At 59.2% G+C, this 23,720-nt stretch carries 24 protein-coding genes; 11 read left to right on the top strand and 13 right to left on the bottom strand.

Annotated elements, in window-relative coordinates; genetic code table 11:
• Positions 1 to 6: 6 nt before the first annotated feature.
• Together ACSQ9D_RS07435 and ACSQ9D_RS07430 are read right to left on the bottom strand one after the other, a co-directional pair.
• A complete protein-coding gene (locus ACSQ9D_RS07435; protein WP_436281698.1) occupies positions 7 to 678 on the bottom strand; it encodes a DsbA family oxidoreductase in 672 nt (223 codons plus the stop codon).
• An 87-nt stretch (positions 679 to 765) separates the two neighbouring features.
• Positions 766 to 2,571, bottom strand: coding sequence for an extracellular solute-binding protein (locus ACSQ9D_RS07430; RefSeq protein ID WP_436281697.1), 1,806 nt, complete (start codon positions 2,569 to 2,571; stop codon positions 766 to 768).
• Positions 2,572 to 2,838: 267 nt separating this feature from the next.
• Between ACSQ9D_RS07430 and ACSQ9D_RS07425 the strand changes: the two genes are divergently transcribed.
• Positions 2,839 to 3,498 (top strand): invasion associated locus B family protein, encoded by a 660-nt coding sequence (locus ACSQ9D_RS07425; RefSeq protein ID WP_436281696.1) that lies wholly within the window; start codon positions 2,839 to 2,841, stop codon positions 3,496 to 3,498.
• A 112-nt stretch (positions 3,499 to 3,610) separates the two neighbouring features.
• Here ACSQ9D_RS07425 and hspQ read toward each other — a convergent pair whose 3' ends face one another.
• The 3 genes from hspQ to ACSQ9D_RS07410 all read right to left on the bottom strand — a co-directional run bounded on the left by hspQ (position 3,611) and on the right by ACSQ9D_RS07410 (position 5,901).
• Positions 3,611 to 3,940 carry a heat shock protein HspQ gene (gene hspQ, locus ACSQ9D_RS07420; protein ID WP_037121913.1) on the bottom strand — a complete coding sequence of 110 codons (330 nt, stop codon included), beginning with the start codon at positions 3,938 to 3,940 and terminating at the stop codon, positions 3,611 to 3,613.
• A 155-nt stretch (positions 3,941 to 4,095) separates the two neighbouring features.
• Complete coding sequence (gene glnA / locus ACSQ9D_RS07415) at positions 4,096 to 5,505, bottom strand: type I glutamate--ammonia ligase (protein WP_436281695.1); 1,410 nt, start codon at positions 5,503 to 5,505, stop codon at positions 4,096 to 4,098.
• Positions 5,506 to 5,562: 57 nt separating this feature from the next.
• Positions 5,563 to 5,901: a P-II family nitrogen regulator gene (locus tag ACSQ9D_RS07410; protein WP_003579240.1), complete on the bottom strand. Its 339-nt coding sequence runs from the start codon at positions 5,899 to 5,901 to the stop codon at positions 5,563 to 5,565.
• 342 nt (positions 5,902 to 6,243) lie between these two features.
• Between ACSQ9D_RS07410 and ACSQ9D_RS07405 the strand changes: the two genes are divergently transcribed.
• On the top strand, positions 6,244 to 7,719 hold the full coding sequence (locus ACSQ9D_RS07405; RefSeq protein WP_436281694.1) for an NAD(P)H-hydrate dehydratase: 1,476 nt from the start codon (positions 6,244 to 6,246) through the stop codon (positions 7,717 to 7,719).
• A gap of 8 nt (positions 7,720 to 7,727) precedes the next feature.
• Here ACSQ9D_RS07405 and ACSQ9D_RS07400 read toward each other — a convergent pair whose 3' ends face one another.
• Genes ACSQ9D_RS07400 through uvrA form a run of 3 tightly spaced genes read right to left on the bottom strand, consistent with a single transcriptional unit; the run spans position 7,728 to position 11,935 of the window.
• A complete protein-coding gene (locus ACSQ9D_RS07400; protein ID WP_436281693.1) occupies positions 7,728 to 8,534 on the bottom strand; it encodes a DUF72 domain-containing protein in 807 nt (268 codons plus the stop codon).
• A gap of 15 nt (positions 8,535 to 8,549) precedes the next feature.
• A complete protein-coding gene (locus tag ACSQ9D_RS07395; protein ID WP_436281692.1) occupies positions 8,550 to 9,014 on the bottom strand; it encodes a GNAT family N-acetyltransferase in 465 nt (154 codons plus the stop codon).
• Complete coding sequence (uvrA, locus tag ACSQ9D_RS07390) at positions 9,011 to 11,935, bottom strand: excinuclease ABC subunit UvrA (RefSeq protein ID WP_436281691.1); 2,925 nt, start codon at positions 11,933 to 11,935, stop codon at positions 9,011 to 9,013. Before uvrA ends, ACSQ9D_RS07395 begins: the two co-directional genes overlap by 4 nt.
• A 249-nt stretch (positions 11,936 to 12,184) precedes the next feature.
• Between uvrA and ACSQ9D_RS07385 the strand changes: the two genes are divergently transcribed.
• The gene (locus tag ACSQ9D_RS07385) at positions 12,185 to 12,703 is read left to right on the top strand and encodes a single-stranded DNA-binding protein (protein WP_368516074.1); all 519 of its coding nucleotides are present in this window, start codon (positions 12,185 to 12,187) and stop codon (positions 12,701 to 12,703) included.
• A gap of 262 nt (positions 12,704 to 12,965) precedes the next feature.
• Here ACSQ9D_RS07385 and ACSQ9D_RS07380 read toward each other — a convergent pair whose 3' ends face one another.
• Positions 12,966 to 13,607: a MarC family protein gene (locus ACSQ9D_RS07380; protein ID WP_436281690.1), complete on the bottom strand. Its 642-nt coding sequence runs from the start codon at positions 13,605 to 13,607 to the stop codon at positions 12,966 to 12,968.
• A 225-nt stretch (positions 13,608 to 13,832) separates the two neighbouring features.
• Here ACSQ9D_RS07380 and gyrA point away from each other — a divergent pair, with 225 nt between their 5' ends.
• The gene (gene gyrA, locus ACSQ9D_RS07375) at positions 13,833 to 16,616 is read left to right on the top strand and encodes a DNA gyrase subunit A (RefSeq protein ID WP_436281689.1); all 2,784 of its coding nucleotides are present in this window, start codon (positions 13,833 to 13,835) and stop codon (positions 16,614 to 16,616) included.
• 111 nt (positions 16,617 to 16,727) lie between these two features.
• Positions 16,728 to 17,231, top strand: coding sequence for an N-acetyltransferase family protein (locus ACSQ9D_RS07370; protein ID WP_436281688.1), 504 nt, complete (start codon positions 16,728 to 16,730; stop codon positions 17,229 to 17,231).
• 119 nt (positions 17,232 to 17,350) lie between these two features.
• On the opposite strand, the gene ACSQ9D_RS07365 is transcribed toward ACSQ9D_RS07370, so the two are convergent.
• The 3 genes from ACSQ9D_RS07365 to ACSQ9D_RS07355 all read right to left on the bottom strand — a co-directional run bounded on the left by ACSQ9D_RS07365 (position 17,351) and on the right by ACSQ9D_RS07355 (position 17,983).
• Positions 17,351 to 17,485 (bottom strand): hypothetical protein, encoded by a 135-nt coding sequence (locus ACSQ9D_RS07365; RefSeq protein ID WP_258579707.1) that lies wholly within the window; start codon positions 17,483 to 17,485, stop codon positions 17,351 to 17,353.
• 33 nt (positions 17,486 to 17,518) lie between these two features.
• A complete protein-coding gene (locus ACSQ9D_RS07360; protein ID WP_167371564.1) occupies positions 17,519 to 17,674 on the bottom strand; it encodes a hypothetical protein in 156 nt (51 codons plus the stop codon).
• 87 nt (positions 17,675 to 17,761) lie between these two features.
• Positions 17,762 to 17,983: a hypothetical protein gene (locus tag ACSQ9D_RS07355; protein WP_436281687.1), complete on the bottom strand. Its 222-nt coding sequence runs from the start codon at positions 17,981 to 17,983 to the stop codon at positions 17,762 to 17,764.
• Between the two features lie 175 nt (positions 17,984 to 18,158).
• On the opposite strand from ACSQ9D_RS07355, the gene coaD reads away from it, so the two are divergent.
• The 5 genes from coaD (at position 18,159) to tgt (ending at position 22,073) form a co-directional block, all read left to right on the top strand.
• Positions 18,159 to 18,653 carry a pantetheine-phosphate adenylyltransferase gene (coaD, locus tag ACSQ9D_RS07350; protein ID WP_436281686.1) on the top strand — a complete coding sequence of 165 codons (495 nt, stop codon included), beginning with the start codon at positions 18,159 to 18,161 and terminating at the stop codon, positions 18,651 to 18,653.
• Positions 18,654 to 18,682: 29 nt separating this feature from the next.
• The gene (locus tag ACSQ9D_RS07345) at positions 18,683 to 19,252 is read left to right on the top strand and encodes a peptidylprolyl isomerase (RefSeq protein ID WP_024314875.1); all 570 of its coding nucleotides are present in this window, start codon (positions 18,683 to 18,685) and stop codon (positions 19,250 to 19,252) included.
• Positions 19,253 to 19,278: 26 nt separating this feature from the next.
• Positions 19,279 to 19,788, top strand: coding sequence for a peptidylprolyl isomerase (locus ACSQ9D_RS07340; protein ID WP_037121891.1), 510 nt, complete (start codon positions 19,279 to 19,281; stop codon positions 19,786 to 19,788).
• Between the two features lie 71 nt (positions 19,789 to 19,859).
• Positions 19,860 to 20,942 carry a tRNA preQ1(34) S-adenosylmethionine ribosyltransferase-isomerase QueA gene (queA, locus tag ACSQ9D_RS07335; RefSeq protein ID WP_436281685.1) on the top strand — a complete coding sequence of 361 codons (1,083 nt, stop codon included), beginning with the start codon at positions 19,860 to 19,862 and terminating at the stop codon, positions 20,940 to 20,942.
• Entirely contained in the window at positions 20,943 to 22,073 is a 1,131-nt protein-coding gene (tgt, locus tag ACSQ9D_RS07330; RefSeq protein ID WP_436281684.1) for a tRNA guanosine(34) transglycosylase Tgt, read from the top strand.
• A 58-nt stretch (positions 22,074 to 22,131) separates the two neighbouring features.
• Here the strand turns inward: tgt and ACSQ9D_RS07325 are convergent, their stop codons facing one another.
• Positions 22,132 to 22,560 (bottom strand): DUF4864 domain-containing protein, encoded by a 429-nt coding sequence (locus ACSQ9D_RS07325; RefSeq protein ID WP_436281683.1) that lies wholly within the window; start codon positions 22,558 to 22,560, stop codon positions 22,132 to 22,134.
• A 416-nt stretch (positions 22,561 to 22,976) separates the two neighbouring features.
• On the opposite strand from ACSQ9D_RS07325, the gene ACSQ9D_RS07320 reads away from it, so the two are divergent.
• Complete coding sequence (locus ACSQ9D_RS07320) at positions 22,977 to 23,714, top strand: hypothetical protein (protein ID WP_436281682.1); 738 nt, start codon at positions 22,977 to 22,979, stop codon at positions 23,712 to 23,714.
• The last annotated feature ends 6 nt before the right edge of the window (positions 23,715 to 23,720 follow it).

Raw genomic sequence — 23,720 nt, 5'->3', positions numbered from 1 at the left:
GCACGCTCAGTTCATGCCGGCGCGCGCTTCGGCCTTCGCCTTGGCGATATCGCGAAGGGCGTTTGCCAACACATCCGGTGTCTGAGCGCCGCTGACGGCATACTGCTGGTCGAAGATGAAGAACGGCACGCCGTTGACGCCCATCTTCTGCGCGGCCTCAATCTCGGCGATCACGAGATCCTTGTCCGCGTCGGATTCAAGCAGGGAGGAGACGACCGCTCGGTCCATACCGGCGTTCTGTGCGACATTGAGCAGAACGGAATGGTCGCCGACGTTGCGCCCTTCCTCGAAATTGGCCTTGAAGAGGGCATTGACGACACGGTCCTGCTTCTCGCGATCCTCGACCATTGCCCAATGGATCAGGCGGTGTGCATCCAGCGTGTTCGGGCCGATCTTGATCGCGTCGAAATCGAAGTTGATGCCGACTTCGCGACCAAGCTCGCTCAGCATCTTGTGCCCTTGAGCGACACGCTCGGCGCCGCCGAGCTTCTGCTCCAGCGCTTTCTTCTGGTCGACGCCTTCGGGCGGATAGTCGGGGTTGAGGCGGTACGGGCGCCAGTTGATGTCCACACCGACCTCGTCCTGGACTTCTGCGATCGCAAGCTCGAGCCGCGCCTTGCCGAGATAGCACCACGGGCAGACGACGTCAGAGACAACGTCGATTGTAATGCGTTCCATGGGCTTTCCTTTTTCCTCAAACCGAAACTTTCCCGCCATCTAGGCCTTGCGGCGGGAGACTTCAACCAGGCAGGAAAAAGGAACCCTCTATTGGACGCTCTGATCCCACCATGCCGGCAGCTGGTAACCGTAGAGCGGCACCGTCTCGGGGTGGCCGATCCGCTTGCTGCGCGCGACCCATTGCTGATCGACGTGGTAGAGCGGCAGAACATAGTGTCCCGACAAGAGCATACGGTCGTGAGAGCGCACCGCCGCTGTAAAGTCTTCGGCCGAACGAGCCATGAGGATGTGCTGGATCAGCGTATCGACATCGGCATCGGCGACGCCGGCGAAATTGTCGGTGCCTTCACGATCCTTGGCCGCGGAAGACCAGCGTCCCAGCTGTTCGATGCCCGGAGACAGAGACGACGTGTAGGACTTCACGATGACATCGTAGTCGAAGCTATTCGTGCGGCTCTGATACTGCGAATCGTCCACCGTGCGGATCGTCGCGGCGATGCCGAGCAGCTGTAGCGAACGCTGGTAGGAGACTGCGAGCTTCTCCTGATCGGTGTTCTGCGTCATGATCTCGAAGGCAAGCGGCCGGCCGTTGGCGTCGCTCATCTTGCCGTTCTTGATCGTATAGCCTGCTTCCTCGAGGAGCGCCGCCGCTTGCCTCAGGACGTTGCGATCGCGGCCTGAGCCATCCGTTACGGGAAGCTTGTAAGTGCCGTTCAGAATCGCCGGATCGATGCGATCCTTGATGGGGCCGAGGAGCTTCAGCTCGCGCTCGTCGGCAGGCACGCCGGAGCTCGACAGATCCGAGTTCTGCCAGAAGCTCTGGGTGCGGATGTAGGCGTTCGAGAAGAGGTTCTTGTTCGCCCATTCGAAATCGAAGATCAACGACAGCCCCTCGCGGAGCTTCGCGTTGTTGAAGACCGGCCGCCGGGTGTTGAAGACGAAGCCGAACATGCCGCTCGGAAGTTTTGGTTCAAACGTGTCCTTCACGACGTTGCCGGATGTTGCTGCCGGGAAATTGTAAGCGCTCGCCCAATGGCCGGGACTGCCGTCCGGGTAGATGTCGATATCACCCTTCTTGAAGGACTCGAAGAGAGTCGTGTCCTGCAGAAAATACTGGACCGTGATCTGGTCGTAGTTGTCGAGGCCGACTTTCGCAGGAACATCCTTGCCCCAGTAGTTGGGATCGCGTTCGAAGGTGATGCTTTCGCCAGGCTTCAGCGACTTGATCTTGTAGGGACCCGACCCGACAGGAGGCGTGAGCGATGACCGATCGAATGTCTCGGGGTCGATGGCGTGCTTTGGCAGGATCGGCGTGGAGCCAGCGAGAATCAGCGGAAACTCGCGATCGGCCTTGTCGTTGAAGGTGAAGCGAACGCTGTGGTTTCCGACCTTCTCCATCTTCGCCACGGCGTTCAGTCGCGTGCTGAAGGGAACGCGGCCCTTTTCCTTCAGAAGGTTGAAGGTGAAGATCACGTCATCGGGCGTCACCGGCTGGCCGTCCGACCACCTGGCGGCCGGATTGAGATTGAACTGGATATAGGTGCGATCCTCATCCCATTCGACGGACTGGGCAAGCAGGCCATAAAGCGTGAAGGGTTCGTCGCGTGAGCGAAGCATCAGCGTCTCAAAGACGAGGTTCCCGTATTCGGGATCCCACATGCCGCGCGCCGTCGTGCGCATGCTTTTCAGGATAAAGGGATTGAGGCTGTCAAAGGTCCCGACGACCCCGTAATTGATCTTCCCGCCCTTCTTCACATCGGGACTGACGTAGGGAAGATGCTTGAAATCGGCGGGCAGGGCCGGTGCGCCATGCATTGCGATGCCATGCACCGGCTCGGCGAGAGCTGCGCTGCCAACCAGCGTGAAGATGACGGGAAGAACGATCCGGAGCATCGTTGAGGTCCTTTCCGGGAACGGCACGATTCGGCGCAAGACTATCACGCAGCCACCGCAGTTCACCATCCGCGCCGAATTCTTTCGGATGACCCTGAAAAGGTCAAAGAAATACTGGATATCTGACCCGACGCAATGTAACAGGGGAACCCGAAAGGCGGGGGTCATGCATTTGCCTCATTGTTTTAAGAGGTGGAGTGCGAACAACCCTGTTGGTGAGGATGGCACGTTGTCGTCCCTAAGGGATTTCAGGAGACGGAATTCGTTATGATGTTCAAGGCTGAAAACAAAACGCGGGCAGCCCTGTCCGTTCTGGCAGTGATGCTCGGTGCTCCAGCGGCTCCGGTATCGTCCTTTGCGCAGGATGCAGCGGCCTCCGCCGACGCTCCCGCCACTGCTGCCGGCGCCCCGCGTCTCGGCTGGTACAAGACCTGCAGCAAGCAGGAAGACAATGACGTCTGCGTCGTCCAGAACGTCGTTCTCGCAGGCGGCGGCCAGCTCGTTACGGGCGTCGGCCTTATCACCGTCTCCGGCAAGATCAACAACAAGAGCCTCCAGGTTTCGGTGCCGCCGGCTCGTCTGATCCCGCCGGGCGTTTCCCTGCAGATCGACGGCGGCAAGGGCCAGAAGATCGACTACCTGATGTGTATGCCCGATCGCTGCGTCGCCCAGATCCAGCTGACCGACGCCATGGTCGCTAGCCTGAAGAAGGGCACCGATCTGGTTCTGACCTCGATCAACTTCCGCCGCGCGCCGAACCCGATCAAGATCTCGCTTGAAGGCTTCACCGGCGCATTCGACGGCGAACCGGTTTCCGCTTCCAAGTTGGCCGAAAGCCAGAAGAGCTTGCAGGACAGCATGCAGAAGAAGGCTGACGAAGCCCGCAAGAAGCTCGAAGAAGCACAAAAGGCAGCAAAGGCTCAGTAAGCCAGAGCGCCAAAAGAATACCGAAAACCCGGCCTTGAGCCGGGTTTTTTGTTGCTGTAGCGCAAAGAAAAGCCCCGTCGAGGACGGGGCTTTCGCATGTTGGCATCAAACCTTAATGGGTGAAGTTCATCTTGGGCTTGAACTGACCCGAGGGCGCCATATCGAAAATCTGATAGACCTGCTCGTTGCGAAGCGGGACGCCGCTTTCGTCATTCACCAGATTCTGCTCGGATACGTAGGCGACGTATTCGTTTTCATCGTTTTCGGCGAGCAAGTGGTAGAAGGGCTGGTCCTTGCTGGGGCGTACTTCGGCGGGAATGGAGTTCCACCATTCTTCCGTGTTCGCAAATTCCGGATCTACGTCAAATATGACGCCACGGAACGGAAATACCTTGTGCCGAACCACTTCGCCGATACTGAACTTTGCTACTCTTTCTTTCATGGTACGACTTCCTTTCATCACCTGATTTGGTGATTGGCCCTACTCAAATCAAGATTTGTGCAGGATCTCGTCACATGAGTGTCACATCCACCGCTTGGCCGCGTGACATCGCTACGCGAAGCCCCGGCTTAGCCGGGGCTTCCCTTTCTTGATCATCAAGCCGAGTAGTACATGTCGTACTCGACCGGATGCGGCGTCATCTCGAAGCGCATCACTTCGGCCATTTTCAACTCGATGAAGGAGTCGATCTGGTCGTCATCGAAGACACCGCCGGCCGTCAGGAACTTGCGGTCTTTGTCGAGGCTTTCGAGCGCTTCGCGCAGCGAGCCGCAGACCGTCGGGATCTTCTTCAGCTCCTTCGGCGGCAGGTCGTAGAGATCCTTGTCCATGGCCTTGCCAGGATGGATCTTGTTCTTGATGCCGTCGAGACCAGCCATCAGCATCGCGGCGAAGGCGAGGTAGGGGTTCGCCATTGGGTCCGGGAAACGGACTTCGACGCGCTTTGCCTTCGGGTTGGTACCGAACGGAATACGGCACGAGGCGGAGCGGTTGCGAGCCGAGTAGGCGAGCAGAACCGGTGCCTCATAGCCCGGGACGAGACGCTTGTAGGAATTCGTCGACGGGTTCGTAAACGCGTTGATCGCCTTGGCATGCTTGATGATGCCACCGATGTAGTAGAGGCATGTTTCAGAAAGACCTGCATATTCGTCGCCGGCGAAGGTCGGCTTGCCGCCCTTCCAGATCGACTGGTGAACGTGCATGCCCGAGCCGTTGTCGCCGAAGATCGGCTTCGGCATGAAGGTGGCCGTCTTGCCGTAGGCGTTGGCGACCTGGTGCACGACGTACTTGTAGATCTGCATCTTGTCGGCGTTGCGCACGAGCGTATCGAACTTGATGCCGAGCTCGTGCTGGGCGGCCGCCACTTCGTGATGATGCTTCTCGACGATGACGCCCATTTCGGACAGAACCGTCAGCATTTCCGAACGCATGTCCTGGCAGCTGTCGATCGGCGGAACCGGGAAGTAGCCGCCCTTGACGCGCGGACGGTGGCCGAGGTTGCCGGTTTCGTATTCCGTGTCGTCGTTCGACGGCAGTTCCGTGGAATCGAGCTTGAAACCGGTATTGTAAGGATCAGCCTTGTAGCGAACGTCGTCGAAGACGAAGAATTCTGCTTCCGGGCCAACGAAGACGGTGTCGCCGATGCCGGATGCCTTCAGGTAAGCCTCAGCCTTCTTGGCAGTGCCGCGGGGATCGCGGTTGTAGGCTTCGCCGGAAACTGGATCGAGAATGTCGCAGAGAATGACCATGGTGGACTGGGCGAAGAAAGGGTCCATGTGAACCGTTTCCGGGTCCGGCATCAGTACCATGTCGGATTCGTTAATGGCCTTCCAGCCAGCGATCGAGGAACCGTCGAACATGACGCCGTCAGCGAACATGTCCTCGTCGACGCAGACCACGTCCATCGTGACATGCTGCAGCTTGCCCTTCGGGTCGGTGAAGCGCAGGTCGACGAACTTGACGTCGTTTTCCTTGATTTGCTTAAGAATTTCGCTTGCGGTCGCCATTAAATAGTTCCTTTATTTGAGATGACGATACTTTGGTTCGCCCGAAGGCGATAAAGACTAGATGGCATCGATACCGGTTTCGCCGGTGCGGATGCGGATGACTTCTTCGATATTTGACACGAAAATCTTACCGTCGCCGATGCGGCCGGTTTGGGCTGCCTTGCGGATCGCGTCGATGACGGCCTCCGCGTTTTCGTCCGCAAGGACGACTTCCACCTTCACCTTCGGCAGGAAGTCGACGACATACTCCGCGCCACGGTAGAGTTCCGTATGGCCCTTCTGGCGACCGAAGCCCTTCGCTTCCGTAACTGTAATACCCTGCAGGCCAACTTCCTGAAGGGCTTCCTTCACTTCGTCGAGCTTGAAGGGCTTAATGATCGCTTCGATCTTTTTCATGAGAAAATGACTCTCCGCTTCTCCCGTTAAAAGCAGGCTCAGACCTGCTTTGCGTCATGATGCAGTTATCGTGCCAGTTGGGAAGCCGATTTTTCGAAAAACACCACCAACCCTGCGAAAAGGTGCGCAAAATCAGTAGTTTTCGGGTTCTTTTGGATAAAAACATTCGAAAATCGACGCACTGGAGGCAAATCTGGGCCAATTTCTGGAATATTTGCCCGTACTAATAATTCCCGACGACGTACAGCGCCAGCCTTTCTGTTGTGCAATTGCATATTTTTTGATCTGCGCAATGATCAATCGGCCGGTTGTTATTTAGGCGATTTCTGTTTGAATGCGGCGATGACCGACGGAATCTCCGAGTTGCTCCTTACCCCGGAAGACATGACAGCTGTCGATGCGGCGGCAGCCGCGTCGGGTATCGACAGCTATTCCCTTATGGAACGGGCCGGTGCCGCGGCAGCGGCCATTTTGCTGCGCGATTTTCCGGCCGCCCTTCGCGCGGCCGTGCTGTGTGGACCCGGCAACAACGGCGGCGACGGCTATGTTGCCGCACGTCGACTGGCCGAGAGCGGCGTTACTGTGGATATATTCCAGATGGGCGAACCGGAGAGGCTCAAGGGAGATGCCGCCCGAGCAAGGGACAGTTTGGCGCCGACGGCCGCACAGCCCCTTGAGACATATCAACCGCGGAACGGCGATGTGGTTATCGACGCCCTGTTCGGGTCCGGCCTTGCCCGCGATGTGCCGAAGAACGTCTGCGACGTGATTGAACGGGTGAAGGAGGCGCTGGTGCCGGTGATTGCCGTCGACCTGCCATCCGGCGTCGACGGTCGCACCGGAGCCGTTCGAGGAGCAGCCTTTGTGGCGGATCGGACCGTGACCTTCATGACGCGGAAACCCGGTCACCTGTTGATGCCGGGGCGAGAGCTCTGCGGCGAACTGGAAGTATTCGATATCGGCATACCCGCCCGCATCATCCGCGCCGAGAAGAAGCAACAGATTGCAGAGAACAGGCCGGAACGATGGCGCCATGTGCTGCCATCGAGCGGACTGGAAACACACAAATACAAGCGTGGCCACCTTGTCGTCTTCTCCGGCGAAGCGAGCAAGACCGGCGCTGCGCGGATGTCGGCGATAGCGGGTTTGAAGGCCGGGGCAGGGCTTGTGACAATCGCCGCGCCGGAAGACGCACTGGGCACCAATGCGGCACACCTTACGGCGATCATGCTGCATGCGATCGACGACGAGGTCGCGCTCCGCGATTGGCTGCGCGACGAGCGGTTACAGACATTCGTTCTTGGCCCCGGCTTCGGCGTCGGCGTCAAGGCACGCCGGTTCGTGGCAGCGCTTGCCAAGCGCCATCTGGTGCTTGACGCCGATGGGCTCACTTCGTTCAAAGACGCTCCGGATGAGCTCTTTTCGCAGTTCGCCGGCAAGCCACGGCTAGTCATGACACCACATGAGGGCGAGTTCGGCCGACTGTTTCCCGATATCGCCGCCGACGCGGCCATGGGGAAGGTCGAAAAGACGCGGGCGGCGGCGGCACGGGCCAACGCCGCAATCGTCTACAAAGGCGCAGATACCGTCATCGCCTCGCCGGATGGTAGAGCCTATATCAACACGAACGCACCGGTGTGGCTCGCGACAGCCGGCTCCGGTGATGTCCTCGCCGGGATCATCGGAGCCCTGCTGGCCCAAGGCTTTCCGGCTTTCGAAGCGGCTGCTGCCGGCGTCTACATGCATGGAGAGGCTGGCGTGCGGGCGGGCAAAGGGCTGACGGCGGAAGAATTGGCAACCCATGTCCGCCCGCTCTGAAAACTACCCTATCGTGCCATCTCTTCCTGTAATGCCATTGCACCGAAGGGCGCATTGACCTTGCCTTCGTGGATCATGAAGGCAAAGACGTCGCGCGGCTCGGTTGCTACCTTGCGACTGCCGTCGATCAAGGGCAGATCGTCGGGCATCTTGCCCTCCGCCCAGGTCTCGAGGCGCTTGGCCCAAGCCTTCAGATCGCTTGGCGAATAACATGTCCTGATGTCGTCCGAACCCTTTTGGAGGCGGGCATAGACGAAGTCGGCCGTCACATCCGCGATCATCGGGTAATCGAAATGCTCGGCGCAAACAGGCGCAACCCCATACTTCGCAAGCAGCGCCACGAATTCCGGCACCTTGAACGAGTCATGGCGCACTTCGACAACATGCTTCAAAGGCAAGCCATCCTGCTTCTCAGGCAACAACTTGAGAAAGCCTTCGAAGTCGTCAGCATCGAACTTCTTCGTCGGCGCGAATTGCCAGAGGATCGGACCCAGGTGAGGGCCGAGCTCTGTCAGGCCCTGAGTCAGAAACCGTTCCATCGACTCGCCGGCTTCTGCCAATATCCGGCGATTGGTCACGAACCGACTGGCCTTGAGCGAAAATGTGAACCCATCCGGCACGTCCGCCGCCCATTTGGCGAAGGTTTCCGGCTTCTGCGAGCTGTAATAAGTACCGTTGACCTCAATGACCTTCAGCTTGCGGCTTGCATAATGCAGTTCATCTTTCTGCTTGAGGTCTCCGGGGTAGAAATGATCCCGCCACGCCTCGAACGTCCAGCCGCCGATGCCGACGCGAATGTTGCCGGATTTCGTCATTCCTTCCTCCTCTGATTATGCCTGTCCGCCGACTTGCTTTGCCATGTCGACGATCACCCATCCTGGCCGATGCGGATGCTCGCGGCGACCCGTTTCCTGAAAACCGAACGCCAGATAAAGCGCAATATTCCGCTCCATCCGTGCATTCGTATAGAGACGAACTTCCGGAAGCCTCCATTCCCGCGCCGTCTCCTCGATCCATCTCAGGATTGCAAGACCATGGCCGGCCCCCTGAAATCTTGGTGCGACAGCAATGCTGAAGAGCATTACATGGTCGGGGTGCCGTTCGATAACGGCGAGGCCCGCGAGCTCGCCTTGCACCTCCCGAAGCCAGATTTCGCCACGACGGATGCGCGGCGCGTAGTCCTCGTCGACGGGGATCGGCGGACGCCCAAGGAGCTGCGTATAAGGCGCATAGGCCTCCGCGGTCAGCGCTTCGACCGCCTGCAGATCATCGAGCGAAGCCGCTCTCAGCATCACTCGGCTGCCGCTACGGCTTTTCGAGCAGGGCGCCGCTCAAGCAACTCCTTCAGGAACTGTCCGGTATAGGACCGCTTCTCCTTGACAATTGCTTCCGGCGTGCCGACGGCAACGATCTCACCGCCGCCATCGCCGCCTTCCGGACCGAAATCAAGAATCCAGTCCGCGGTCTTGATGACCTCGAGATTGTGCTCGATGACGACCACCGAATTACCCTGACTAACCAGTTCCTGCAGCATTTCCAAGAGCTTGGCAACGTCGTGGAAATGCAGGCCGGTTGTCGGCTCGTCCAGGATGTAGAGCGTGCGTCCTGTCGACCGTTTCGACAGCTCCTTTGCGAGCTTGACACGCTGCGCCTCGCCGCCTGACAGAGTATTCGCCTGCTGACCGACCTTGATGTAACCGAGGCCGACATCCTTCAACGCCTGCAGTTTGTCCCGCACAGCAGGCACGGCGGCGAAGAAATCAACGCCTTCCTCGACGGTCATGTCGAGCACGTCGGCAATGGACTTGTGCTTGAACGTAACGTCGAGCGTCTCCCTGTTGTAACGCTTACCATGGCAGACATCGCAGGTGACATAGACATCCGGCAGAAAATGCATCTCGATCTTGATGACACCGTCGCCCTGGCAGGCTTCGCAGCGCCCACCCTTGACGTTGAACGAGAAGCGCCCGGGCTGATAGCCACGCGCCTTCGCTTCCGGCAGACCGGCAAACCAGTCACGGATCGGTGTGAACGCGCCCGTATAAGTCGCCGGGTTAGAACGCGGCGTGCGGCCGATCGGCGATTGATCGATATCGATGACCTTGTCGATATGCTCGAAACCGTCGATGCGATCATGATCGGCCGGGATTTCGCGCGCACCCATGACGCGCCGGGCAGCCGACTTGTAGAGAGTCTCGACCAAAAACGTAGATTTTCCGCCCCCCGACACGCCGGTGACTGCCGTAAAGACGCCGAGCGGGATGGAGGCGGTGACGTTCTTCAGATTGTTGCCGCGGGCACCGATTACCTTGATCTCTTTGCCCTTCTTCGGCTTGCGGCGTTCATCTGGAACCGGCACGCCAAGCTCGCCGGAAAGGTACTTACCGGTCAGCGACTTCGGGTTTGCCATGATCTCCTGCGGCGTCCCGTGGGCGATCACCTGACCGCCGTGGATCCCGGCCGCCGGGCCAATGTCAACGACGTCATCGGCCGTCAGGATCGCATCCTCGTCATGCTCGACCACGATCACGGTATTGCCGATATCGCGAAGGTGCTTCAGCGTGTCGAGCAGGCGGGCATTGTCGCGCTGGTGGAGACCGATCGACGGTTCGTCGAGGACATACAATACACCGGTCAACCCGGAACCGATCTGCGACGCCAACCGGATACGCTGGCTTTCGCCACCCGACAGAGTGCCGGAGTTTCGCGACAGGCTCAGGTAATCCAGGCCGACATCATTGAGGAAGCGTAGACGGTCGCGGATCTCCTTGAGAATGCGAACAGCAATTTCATTCTGCTTGGCGTTAAGCGACTGCGGCAGGACCTCGAACCAGTCACGAGCGACGCGGATCGACATATCGGTCACCTGGCCGATATGCAGCGTGTTGATCTTGACGGCGAGAGCCTCCGACTTCAGGCGGAAACCGCCGCAAGACGGGCAGGGGGCTGCTGACATATAACGCTCGATCTCCTCGCGCGCCCAGGCGGAGTCCGTCTCTTTCCAGCGGCGCTCGAGATTGGTGATGATGCCCTCGAAATTCTTGTGCGTCGTGTAGGACCGAGCACCATCGGCATAGTGAAATTCGATCTTCTCGTCTGTGCCGTTCAGAATGACGTCCTTGGCCCTTTCCGATAGATCGCTCCAACGGGCGCCGAGCTTGAAGCCGTAGTGCTTGCCGAGAGCCTCGAGCGTCTGGTTGTAGTAAGGCGACGTCGACTTGGCCCAGGGCGCGACGGCGCCATCGCGCAGCGTGCGCTCGGGCTCTGGCACGATCAGGTTGGCGTCGATCTTCTGCTGTGCGCCAAGACCGTCGCAGGTCGGGCAGGCGCCGGCAGGATTGTTGAATGAAAAGAGCCGGGGCTCGATTTCGGGAATGGTGAAGCCCGACACCGGGCAGGCGAACTTCTCCGAGAAGAGGACTCGCTCATGCGTTTCGTTGAGCGACTTGTTGGCGGAGCCGCCGGCAGCCGTTTCTTCCGGCGGCAGCGGCTTGTCGGCGAATTCCGCAACAGCCAGGCCGTCGGCAAGCTTGAGGGAGGTCTCGAAGCTGTCGGCAAGCCGCGATGCCATATCCGGCCGCACCACGATGCGGTCGACCACGACGTCGATGTCGTGCTTGTACTTCTTGTCGAGAGCCGGCACATCCGCGATCTCGTAGAACTGGCCATCGACCTTGACGCGCTGGAAGCCCTTTTTCATAAGGTCTGCCAACTCTTTCTTATACTCGCCCTTACGCCCGCGCACGATCGGTGCGAGAATATAAAGGCGCGTGCCTTCTTCGAAATCAAGGACGCGGTCGACCATCTGGCTGACGGTCTGGCTCTCGATCGGCAGGCCCGTCGCCGGCGAGTAAGGGACGCCGACGCGCGCAAAAAGTAGGCGCATGTAGTCGTAGATCTCGGTCACCGTTCCGACCGTCGAGCGCGGATTGCGCGAGGTCGTCTTCTGCTCGATCGAAATCGCCGGCGACAGGCCATCGATCTGGTCGACGTCGGGCTTCTGCATCATTTCCAGGAACTGGCGCGCATAGGCCGAAAGGCTCTCGACATAACGCCGCTGTCCCTCGGCATAAATGGTGTCGAAGGCAAGGGAGGATTTGCCGGAACCAGAAAGGCCGGTCATGACGATAAGTTTGTTTCGCGGAAGATCGAGATCGATCCCCTTCAAATTATGCTCACGCGCGCCGCGGATGGAAATCGTCTTCAGTTCGCTCATCGTCTTCTGCTTCTGTGCTGGAACAAGCCCCTTATTTAGTGATGCCGGCTGGCGAGTCGAGGCTGAATGTCCGTCCGCTGCAAGGTTTTCGATTCGGTTGACAGGATCATAGGGATAAACTAGAACAAATAAAGAACAAAATTCCTTGTGGATGAACCGGCGATGGACGCCCATCGCCGGCGCTCTATGGTTTAAGGTGCACCGATTGGTTCAAGCGCCGCCGGGCAGGGCGGCAGGTAAGGTGAAAGTATGGCTGGCAGCGTAAACAAGGTAATTCTGATCGGAAACGTGGGCGCTGATCCCGAAATCCGGCGGACCCAGGATGGCCGGCCGATCGCCAACCTTCGCATCGCAACGTCCGAGACCTGGCGTGACCGCAACTCCGGGGAACGCCGCGAGAAGACGGAATGGCATACGGTCGTGGTCTTCAATGAGGGCCTCTGCAAGGTCGTCGAACAGTATGTGAAGAAGGGCGCCAAGCTCTACATCGAAGGGGCGCTGCAGACCCGCAAGTGGCAGGATCAGAACGGCCAGGACCGTTATTCGACGGAAGTGGTGCTGCAGGGCTTCGGCTCGACCCTGACAATGCTTGACGGTCGTGGTGAAGGCGGCGGCTCGGGCTTCGGCGGCGGTCGTGGCAGCAGTGCCGGCGGCGATTTCGGCGGCGGCGACGATTACGGTGCGCCCTCGCAATCGTCTGGCCGCAGCAGCGGCGGTGGTAGCGGTGGAAACTTTTCGCGCGATCTCGACGACGATATCCCGTTCTGATCGCAAAGTATCCTTTACGACATCTGCTAGACGACGTGCCGCAAGGTGCGCCGTCTGCCTTTTGATCTCAGAGCCGCGGGACGCACGGGTTCTTCACACATTGGAAGGCCCGATACGCTTAAGCCAGCAGAGATTGTCATTGCTGTCGGCAGTGGACTAGGCGGGCACAAACGAGATGTCCGCGCCCCAACTGCACGTCCGCTCGCTGCAACAAAGTGGCCCATTTTCTGCGGCTTAGCGGAATGAGCTAACAAACCGCTTTCTAGCCAGCAGGCATCGTCCCCAGCGTGGATTTCAAGCCATCGACGACGAACTGCGTGGCCAGCGCAGCCAGGATGACGCCGAGAAGGCGCGTCAGAATTGCGCGCCCTGTAACACCGAGGAAGCGATCAAGCCTGTCGGCGATGAGCAGCGCGAAAAACAGCAGCAGCAAGCTCGACGCAATGACGATGATCAATTGCGCACGCTCGAGTGAGCCCTGCATCGACCCGGCAATCAGGATCGTTGCCGAAATGGCGCCAGGTCCGGCGATCAGAGGAATCGCCAACGGAAAGACCGAAATATTATGGATGTGATCGACGGTGATCGCCGCCGTGCTCGTTTTCTCCTTACGGTCCTGTCGCTTCTCGAACACCATTTCAAACGCGATCCAAAACAACAGAAGACCACCGGCGATGCGGAAGGCTCCGATCGATATGCCGAGCACCCCGAGCACGCTGGCCCCGAACAGGGCGAAGACGGCGAGAATGACAAAGGCGATGATCGAGCCTCGCAGCGCCACCTGCTTTCGCTGAGTACGGCTCATGCCGGTGGTGAGCCCGAGAAAGATTGGTGCGAGGCCGGGCGGATCGATCGTGACAAGCAGCGTCGTAAAAGCGTTGATCAGTTGGTCGGCGCTTGCCATTGTCTCTCCATGAGCCCATATAAACGCTTGGTTTTGAGCGATTGTGATGCGGAGAAATCAATTTGGCAAATGGCGCTGCCTGGATGGCGTAAATGGCGGCGTTATAAGACCAGATTGCCCTCATAACACCGCAAAAGTCTGTTCAAAACCCTCGCCAAAATTGGCTTAAGAACAGCCTTTCCGCTATAAATCTTCAAGTGATTCTAGAAGAGATCGTGATCCGTTTTGACTGAGCAAACACCCCCCGGCGGCGGGAAGCTCCCGCCAGGCATCGAGCCCATCTCCATCATGGAGGAAATGCAGCGGTCGTATCTCGATTACGCAATGAGCGTTATCGTGAGCCGCGCCCTGCCTGATGTGCGCGACGGCCTGAAGCCAGTGCACCGGCGCATCCTCTACGGCATGTCCGAACTCGGCATCGACTGGAACAAGAAATACGTCAAGTGCGCCCGCGTTACCGGGGACGTGATGGGTAAATACCATCCGCACGGCAACTCGGCGATTTACGACGCGCTGGCGCGCATGGCGCAGGACTGGTCTCTTCGCCTGCCGTTGATCGACGGCCAGGGTAATTTCGGCTCCGTCGACGGCGATCCGCCGGCGGCCGAACGCTACACCGAATGCCGTCTGGAAAAGGCAGCGCACTCGCTGCTCGACGACCTCGACAAGGAAACGGTCGATTTCCGCGACAACTATGACGGCACGCTCTCCGAGCCTGTTGTCGTTCCCGCGAAGTTCCCGAACCTTCTGGTAAACGGGGCAGGCGGCATCGCTGTCGGCATGGCGACGAACATTCCGCCGCACAATCTCGTCGAAGTCATCGACGGCTGTATCGCGTTGATCGACAATCCGGCGATTGAACTGCCCGAGATCATGCAGATAATCCCGGGTCCGGACTTCCCGACCGGCGCGAAGATCCTCGGCCGCGCCGGCATCCGCTCGGCTTATGAAACTGGCCGCGGCTCGGTGGTCATGCGCGGCGTTGCCGCGATCGAGCCGATGCGCGGCGATCGCGAACAGATCATCATCACCGAGATCCCGTATCAGGTGAACAAGTCAACGATGATCGAGAAGATGGCCGAACTGGTGCGCGACAAGCGCATCGAAGGCATCTCCGACCTTCGCGATGAATCCGACCGCCAGGGCTATCGCGTCGTCGTCGAACTGAAGCGCGATGCTAATGCCGACGTCATCCTGAACCAGCTCTACCGCTACACGCCGCTGCAAACCTCGTTTGGCTGCAACGTGGTGGCGCTGAACGGCGGCAAGCCCGAACAGTTGACGCTGCTCGATATGCTGCGTGCCTTCGTCTCCTTCCGCGAGGAAGTTGTTAGCCGGAGAACGAAGTTCCTGTTGCGCAAGGCGCGCGAACGGGCCCACGTCTTGGTCGGCTTGGCGATTGCCGTTGCCAACATCGACGAAGTCATCCGCGTCATCCGGCAGGCGCCGGATCCGCAGACCGCGCGCGAGCAGTTGATGACGCGCCGCTGGCCGGCATCCGACGTCGAAAGCCTGATCCGCCTGATCGATGACCCGCGTCACCGCATCAACGAGGACATGACGTATAACCTCTCGGAAGAGCAGGCGCGCGCCATCCTCGAGTTGCGTTTGGCCCGTCTGACCGCTCTCGGCCGCGACGAAATCGGCGACGAACTCAACAAAATCGGCGAAGAGATCAAGGACTACCTGGAGATTCTGTCGTCGCGGATCCGTATCCAGACGATCGTTAAGGACGAGCTTGCAGCCGTTCGCGACGAATTCGGCACGCCGCGCCGCACCGAGATCATGGACGGTGGTCTTGAGATGGACGATGAGGATCTCATCGCCCGCGAAGACATGGTCGTGACCGTCTCGCATCTCGGCTACATCAAGCGGGTGCCACTGACGACCTATCGCGCCCAGCGCCGTGGCGGCAAGGGCCGTTCCGGCATGACAACGCGCGATGCGGATTTTGTTAGCCAGCTGTTCGTTCTCAACACGCATACGCCGGTTCTGTTCTTCTCCTCGCGCGGTATCGTTTACAAGGAGAAGGTCTATCGTTTGCCGATCGGCACGCCGACCTCGCGCGGCAAGGCGCTGATCAACATGCTGCCGCTGGAGTCCGGCGAGCGCATCACCACCATCCTGCCGTTGCCGGAGGACGAGGACAGCTGGGACAAGCTCGACGTCATGTTCTCGACGACGCGCGGGACTGTTCGGCGCAACAAGCTTTCCGACTTCGTCCAGGTCAACCGCAACGGCAAGATCGCGATGAAGCTCGAGGAAGAGGGCGACGAAATCCTCTCCGTCGAGACCTGCACAGAGCATGACGACGTCCTTCTGACGACCGCGCTCGGCCAGTGCATTCGCTTCCCCGTCGATGACGTCCGCGTCTTCGCCGGCCGCAACTCGATCGGCGTTCGCGGCATCAACCTCGGTGACAGCGACCGCATCATCTCGATGACGATTGTCGGACACGTGGATGCCGAGCCCTGGGAGCGCGCAGCCTATCTGAAACGAGCCGCAAGCGAGCGACGCCTCACGACAGGTGACGCCGAAGAAATCTCGCTGGTCGGCGAAGAAGTGACCGAGGAAGGTCAGCTGAGCGACGAACGCTATGAGGAACTGAAAGCACGCGAGCAGTACGTCCTGACAGTTTCGGAAAAGGGCTTCGGAAAGCGCTCCTCCTCCTACGACTTCCGGATTTCCGGCCGCGGCGGCAAGGGTATCCGCGCCACCGACACCTCGAAGACGACCGAGATTGGCGAGCTTGTGGCCGCCTTCCCGGTCAACGACGGCGACCAGATCATGCTGGTATCGGACGGCGGCCAGCTAATCCGCGTTCCCGTAGGCGGTATCCGCGTCGCGAGCCGGGCAACGAAGGGCGTTACCATCTTCTCAACTGCCAAGGATGAGAAGGTCGTATCGGTCGAGCGCATCAGCGAGCCGGAAGAAGAGGCCGAAGACGTAGCCGAGAACGGTGACGAATTCGCTGCGACCCCGGAAAGCGCGCCTGACACAGAAGCTTGATGTGCTGTTATTCTGACCTTGAAAAACCGGGCAGTTCCGCTGCCCGGTTTTCTTTTGTCTGAACCCTGGAGGCGCTGCCGCTACCATCTCGATTAGCAGCGCTGCAGTCGAATGGAGAGCAGATTGATCCGGATTCTCGGTATTGACGACGTTGCCATTTTCCAGCGTATTCGGCTGGAAGCGCTGCGGACCGAGCCCGCGGCCTTTGCCAGCAGCGCCGAGGACTGGGAGGTGCTCACGGAGGATGAATGGCTTAAACGGCTGATCGACGGGCCGGTATTCGTGGCCTTCAGGCATGATGATCCTGTTGGCATTATGGGGCTGAGCCGGCAACGTGCCAGCAAGATGGCACACCGCGCAACGCTGATCATGGTCTATGTGTGTCGCAGCGAAAGGGGCGGCGGCTGCGCCAAATCACTGTTGGATGCGACGGTGGACTATGCGCGAGGGAACGGTATCCGACAGCAGGAGCTCGCGGTCAGCGGTGAGAATATGGCGGCCATACGGTTTTATAAGCGCGAAGGCTTCCATGAGGCGGGACGTATTCCCGGCGGTTTTATGCATGACAACAGAGAGATCGATGACGTCATCATGGTGCGGCGCATCGAGGATTAGAAAGCCTCGCGTGGACATCGTGGAACGGGGATCGCTGGCACCATCATTAGAGCAGGAAAAAGGCCGGACGAAGTCGGTTCATCCGGCCTTCAATGTCAATCCCAGAAGGGCGACAGCGGTTAGAACCAGCTGTGCTTTCCATCGATCTTCTTCGTCTCTTCGCTTTCATGGCGAAGAGCGGTGATGGTGGAAGCCACGGACACGACAAACATGATGCTGATAAGGGCGGTGAGCACAGTCAATATCGTGAACATGAGCAATCCTCCTGGGTTTTGCGTTCACGTTCCTTAGTATTGACTCGTTATCGCCGCGCGTGCCGACGCATAGGGGCCATATACCTTGGACGCATCCACTTTGTGATCGTAGAGCGCGACAGTCGCTGCAAGCATACCAGTCATCATTACCATCCAAACAGCATTAATCATGGTAATCTTGTTGGGCATATCTTCTTCCTTGTGCGGGCGTATCGCGTTACGCTGGTTGAGTGAACGCATGCGTGCGAAAATGGTTCCGGGGCATTGATCGGTCGTTTACCAAGGCCGATCTGAAGCGACTTTGAATACCTCGTTCATCTGGCGTTCAGAATCCTTAATCGATTTAAACGCCACGTTTCCTGTCGCACGCACAATTGTGTAGTGTTCCCGCACGCTTGGCCGAACCCAACTTGCATCCCGAAGATCTCGCACGTACCCGTAGAAAAATTCCGCGAGCAGCGAGACGAGGACAGCGAAAACAACGAGGATGATCAGCATGAGCGTTTCCGGGGAGGGCCGATGCCGGAATGACATCGGTATTGACGCTCTTCGTTATAGTGAGCTCACCTGAAGCCGCCTTGAATGCTACGTTCATCGGCTGTTCAGTGATGGGCTATGACTTGCGGGCAGGCTTTATCCATGACAAAAGGCGTCGAAACAAACGGCTAGGCCAATGACGACAGCTTTTTATCCGGGGTCTTTCGATCCGATCACCAACGGACATCTGGATGTCCTTATTCAGGCGCTGAGCGTTGCATCCAAGGTTATCGTTGCGATCGGCGTTCATCCGGGCAAGACGCCGCTCTTTTCCTTTGACGAGAAGGCGGAGCTAATTCGTCGTTCGCTCACGGAAGCACTGCCTGAAAAAGCCGGCGATATCTCCGTTGTAGCCTTTGACAATCTCGTCGTCGACGCGGCGCGGTTTCACGGCGCGACACTACTCATCCGCGGCCTGCGGGACGGCACCGACCTCGACTACGAGATGCAGATGGCGGGCATGAACCGGCAGATGGCGCCTGATATCCAGACCATCTTCCTGCCGGCTGGAACGGCCTCCCGGCCCATAACCGCCACATTAGTCAGGCAAATCGCGGCAATGGGAGGCGACGTCAGTGCATTCGTGCCGGCGCCCGTCTTGAAGGCCCTTCAATCCAAGCGCAAATCCTAGGCGACCTTTGTCGCCGCAACGGAGCCAACATGAAACTTTTCTATCTCGCATTTGCAGGCGTGCTTTATCTTGCCTCGTTCGCCGGCGACGCGTTCGCACAGTCCGGCGATACGCTGACGATCCAGCTGAAGAATGGCCCGGTCGTAATCCAGCTTATGCCCGAGGTCGCGCCGAAGCATGTTGCCCAGATCGAGGCGCTTGCTAAGAAGGGCGAGTATGACAATGTTGCCTTCCATCGCGTCATCGAAGGCTTCATGGCCCAGACCGGCGACGTGAAGTTTGGCAACATGGAAAAGGGCTTCGATGCAAGCCTCGCCGGTACCGGCGGGTCCGATATGCCTGATCTGCCAGCCGAATTCTCGAAGACGCCTTTCGTTCGCGGTACGGTCGGCATGGCCCGTTCGCAGGATCCGAACTCGGCAAATTCTCAGTTCTTCATCATGTTCGCTGACGGTTCTTTCCTCAACGGCCAATACACGGTCGTCGGTAAGGTCGTTTCCGGCATGGAGAACGTCGACAAGATCAAGCGCGGCGAAGGCCAGAATGGCGAAGTCAGCAATCCCGACCGGATGATCAAGGTCACGGTCGGCAAGAAATAAGCGTCAAGGCACATAGGAGAAGAAGAATGGCCGAGATCAAGGATCCCGAAAACACCATCATCCTGGAAACCACCAAGGGCAACGTTGTCATCCAGCTGCTGCCGGAAGTGGCACCGGAACACGTCGCCCGCATCAAGGAACTCGCTCGCGAGAAGGCCTATGACGGCGTCGTCTTCCATCGCGTCATCAACGACTTCATGGCGCAGACCGGCGACGTCAAGTTCGGCAAGAAGGGCGGCGATAGCTTCAACCCCAGCCGCGCCGGCATGGGCGGTTCTGAGAAGCCCGACCTCAAGGCGGAGTTCTCGGCGGTCAGCCACGTTCGCGGAACGTGCTCGATGGCACGTTCGCAGAATCCGAACTCGGCAAACTCGCAGTTCTTCATCTGCTTCACGGACGCTCCGTGGCTGAACAAACAGTACTCCGTCTGGGGCCAGGTGATCGAAGGCATGGACAACGTCGACAAGATCAAGAAGGGCGAGCCGGTTGTCGATCCGGACTCGATTGTCTCGATGCGGGTTGCCGCTGACGTCTGATTGTGATTTTTGCTGAAACCCGCCCTTGCGCGAAAGCGTGGGGCGGGTTTCGCTTTGCCCGGATTTGAGTGATGCGCGTAGACCTCTTTGATTTCGACCTGCCGGATGAGCAGATTGCGCTGCGGCCTGCCGACCCGCGCGACAGTGCGCGCCTGCTCGTCGTGGATCCGGCCGGCGAGGTACAGCTGTCCGACCATCGGATCAGCGATCTGCCCGATTTCCTGAGGGTAGGGGACGCGCTCGTCTTCAACGACACCAAGGTGATCCCAGCACAGCTCGAGGGCGTCCGCCATCGCGAAGGCGCCGGCGGTCAACAGGTTTCGGCGACGCTGCACATGCGCATCGGCCCCAGCCGCTGGAAAGCCTTCGCGAAGCCGGGCAAACGCATCAAGATCGGCGACCGCATCTCCTTCGGCCATGATGGCAACAGCTGCCTGCTCGGCAAGCTTGAGTGCACCGTCGAGGAGAAGAGCGAGGGCGGCGAAATCACGCTCGCCTTTGATCTATCCGGGCCGATGCTCGACGAGGCCATCCATTCCGTCGGACATATTCCGTTGCCACCCTATATCGCTGCCAAGCGCGCCGAGGACGAGCGCGATCGCGCCGACTATCAGACGATCTATGCTCGCGAGGAGGGCGCAGTGGCCGCTCCCACGGCCGGCCTGCACTTCACGCCTGCGCTTTTCGAAGCCATCGACCAATCAGGTGTCGAGCGGCATTTCGTGACGCTGCATGTTGGCGCCGGCACCTTCCTGCCGGTTAAGGCCGACGACACCGACGAACACAAGATGCATCTGGAAAGCGGCCATGTCAGCGCCGAGACGGCGGCAAGCCTCAATGCCGTCAGGGCGAGGGGCGGGCGTATCGTCTGCGTCGGCACCACATCGCTGCGGCTGATCGAAAGTGCTGCGCAGGAAAACGGCGAGATCCGCGCTTGGGCCGGCGCCACGGACATCTTCATCACGCCGGGCTACCGCTTCAAGACGGTTGACATGCTGATGACGAACTTCCATTTGCCTCGCTCGACGCTGTTTATGCTCGTTTCGGCCTTTGCCGGCTTCGAGACCATGCATGCGGCCTACCGGCACGCGATTTCGACAGGCTACCGCTTTTATTCCTATGGCGACTCCAGCCTTCTTTTCCGGAAAGACTAGATGACCGAGAACTTCCAGTTCACCCTCAAGAAGACCGATACAGGCGCCCGACTGGGCGAAGTCTCGATGCCGCGCGGCACGATCCGCACCCCTGCCTTCATGCCCGTTGGCACCGTCGGTACTGTCAAGGCGATGTATCTCGACCAAGTTCGCGAGACGGGCGCCGACATCATCCTCGGTAATACCTACCATCTCATGCTGCGCCCGACGGCCGAGCGTGTGGCTCGCCTCGGCGGCCTGCATAAGCTTATCCGTTGGGAGCATCCGATCCTGACTGATTCAGGTGGGTTCCAGGTGATGTCGCTCTCCGGTCTGCGCAAGCTCGACGAGCAGGGGGTGACTTTCAAGTCGCATGTCGACGGCAGCCTGCATCACATGTCGCCGGAGCGCTCGATCGAGATCCAGGGACTGCTCGACTCCGATATTCAGATGCAGCTCGACGAATGCGTCGCGTTGCCGGCCGAGCCGCGCGAGATCGAGCGCGCCATGGAGCTTTCGCTGCGCTGGGCCGAACGATGCAAGGTCGCCTTCGGCAACCAGCCTGGCAAGGCTATGTTCGGTATCGTGCAGGGCGGGGATGTACCCTCGCTGCGTATCCGCTCCGCCGAAGCGCTGACTGATCTCGATCTCAAGGGTTATGCGGTCGGCGGCCTCGCCGTCGGTGAACCGCAGCACGTCATGCTGAAGATGCTTGAGGAGACGCTGCCAGTTCTGCCGACAGAGAAGCCGCGCTATCTCATGGGCGTCGGCACGCCTGATGACATCCTGAAGTCCGTCGCGCGTGGCATCGACATGTTCGACTGCGTGATGCCGACCCGCTCCGGCCGGCACGGGCTTGCCTTCACCCGCCGAGGCAAAGTCAACATCCGAAATGCCCGCCACGCCGAGGACATGCGCCCGCTCGACGACCAGTCGAACTGCCCGGCCTCGCGCGACTACTCGCGCGCCTATCTGCATCATCTCGTCCGCGCCAACGAAGCGCTCGGCGGCATGCTGCTTTCCTGGCACAATCTTGCCTACTATCAGGAAGTGATGCAGGGCATCCGTAAGGCCATTGCCGAAGGGCGCTTTGCCGACTTCATGGCGGAAACGCAGGAAGAATGGGCGAGGGGTGACCTGGAGCCCGTCTGAGACCGGATAGGCTCGCGGCGAACGCATCATGGCGCACTGCAAGCCGCCTCACCGCCGCTCAGATGCCTTTGCTCTCGGTGTTCGGCACGATCTGGACGCCGTTGATCTTGTAGCTTCCGTCGGGCTGACGCGCGATCTGGTAGACGGCGGTCCAATCCTTCCCGTCACGGCCTGATATCAGAACCTCGTGGTAGATCATTGCGCCGTTGTCGACCGAGCGGCTGCGCCCGAAGGCATAGTTGCCTGGGTGATAGACCGGCCCGTAACTCTTCTTGACCATGGCGAAGAAGACATTCTTGTCGGGATAGATCGCCTTGATCCCAGGCGCGGCGTAGGAATAGGCCGCGTCGACGTCGTCGTTCAGGAACGCTTTGATCTGCGCCTCGATCATCGCGCGGGTCGTGTCGATCGGGTCCTCGGCGCGAGCGGTTGCGACAAGAGCGAGGAACGCGGCACACAGAATGAAAACTGCGAGAAAGGCGCGCATGGCAACGGCTCCTGCTGTCCTAGAGAACTCTAGGGCAGTCTACGCGCAAAGAAAGAGCATAGATCAGCAAGCGGGCGCTGTAGTCGCTGCGCTGAACAGCACAATGGGCAAGGCGATGGGGTCCGGGCGGACGGCGTATCTGATTTCCCTCGGCCTATCCGTTCCATCCATCCATCCCATCCATTGTGGCGGAGAAGCTGGAATGCCAGCTTTCTGGCAAACTTAGAATGTCACTTTGCGGTGCCACACGGCACGACGACCAGCCCCGATCTGTCCGGTTGGTCCGGGTTGCAAGGACAGATCGGGGCGGGTGAGGGACACCCCTTCGGCTTTAGCTTCCTCAGTTTCAATTGTGGCGTTCATGGTAGATGGTTCCAAGCGGCTTTATGCTGCATGGTTGAAACCAGGATCTCGCAATGCTTCCAAAAATCGAGCTGCTTGCTGACGTTGACGTCGCCGCTTTGTCACCGCTTCTGCGCGGCATGCTTCTTTCGGTTGCCTATGCTGACGGTGAGGGTGGCATAGGATTGACGGCAACCGGCGCCATGAATCGCAAGTTCGTACATTGGGCCGCTGTGCACTTCCTCTGGCCAGGATTCACAGCCGAAGACCTCTACAGCATGAACAAGGTGCTCAATGAAAGCGACATGCCGCCGCTTTGGGTCGTGCGCGACATGGCCCGGCATCTGAAGCTTCTTCGCAGGAAAAAGGATGTGCTGCTGCCAACCAGACGCGGCCGGGAGTTTCTGGTGAACCCGCAAGCCTTCTTCGATCTGGTCGCCACGGATTATCTCTATTCGTATGTCCACGCCACCGAGCGGGAAGAGGAGGTCCGAGCGCGGTTACGCTGGTGGCGCATGTTCCTCAATCTTCTCAATATCAAGGCCAGAGAAGGTTGCACGCCAATGGACGTTGTGAAGATCCTCTATCCAGACCTGGCGCCTCTGTCGGACACCGAAATGACCATAGAAGCCTGGGAGTTGAAATCCGATCTTCAGTATGGCGTCTTCCAACGCTTATGCTGGCTCGGCTTGCTCTATGAGGCACGAGAGGGGCTCACTCTTCTGCAGGACGGATCCTTCCACAAGACGCGACTTTGGGCAGCTTGCCTGCAGTTGGAATCGGATACGCAAAGCGACATCGGCGTGCATTGACGATCT

This window comes from Rhizobium sp. LjRoot258, assembly GCF_964254185.1.
Lineage (GTDB): Bacteria > Pseudomonadota > Alphaproteobacteria > Rhizobiales > Rhizobiaceae > Rhizobium.
Note: the sequence above shows the minus strand (reverse complement) of the source record. Positions and strands in the feature narration are given on the sequence as shown.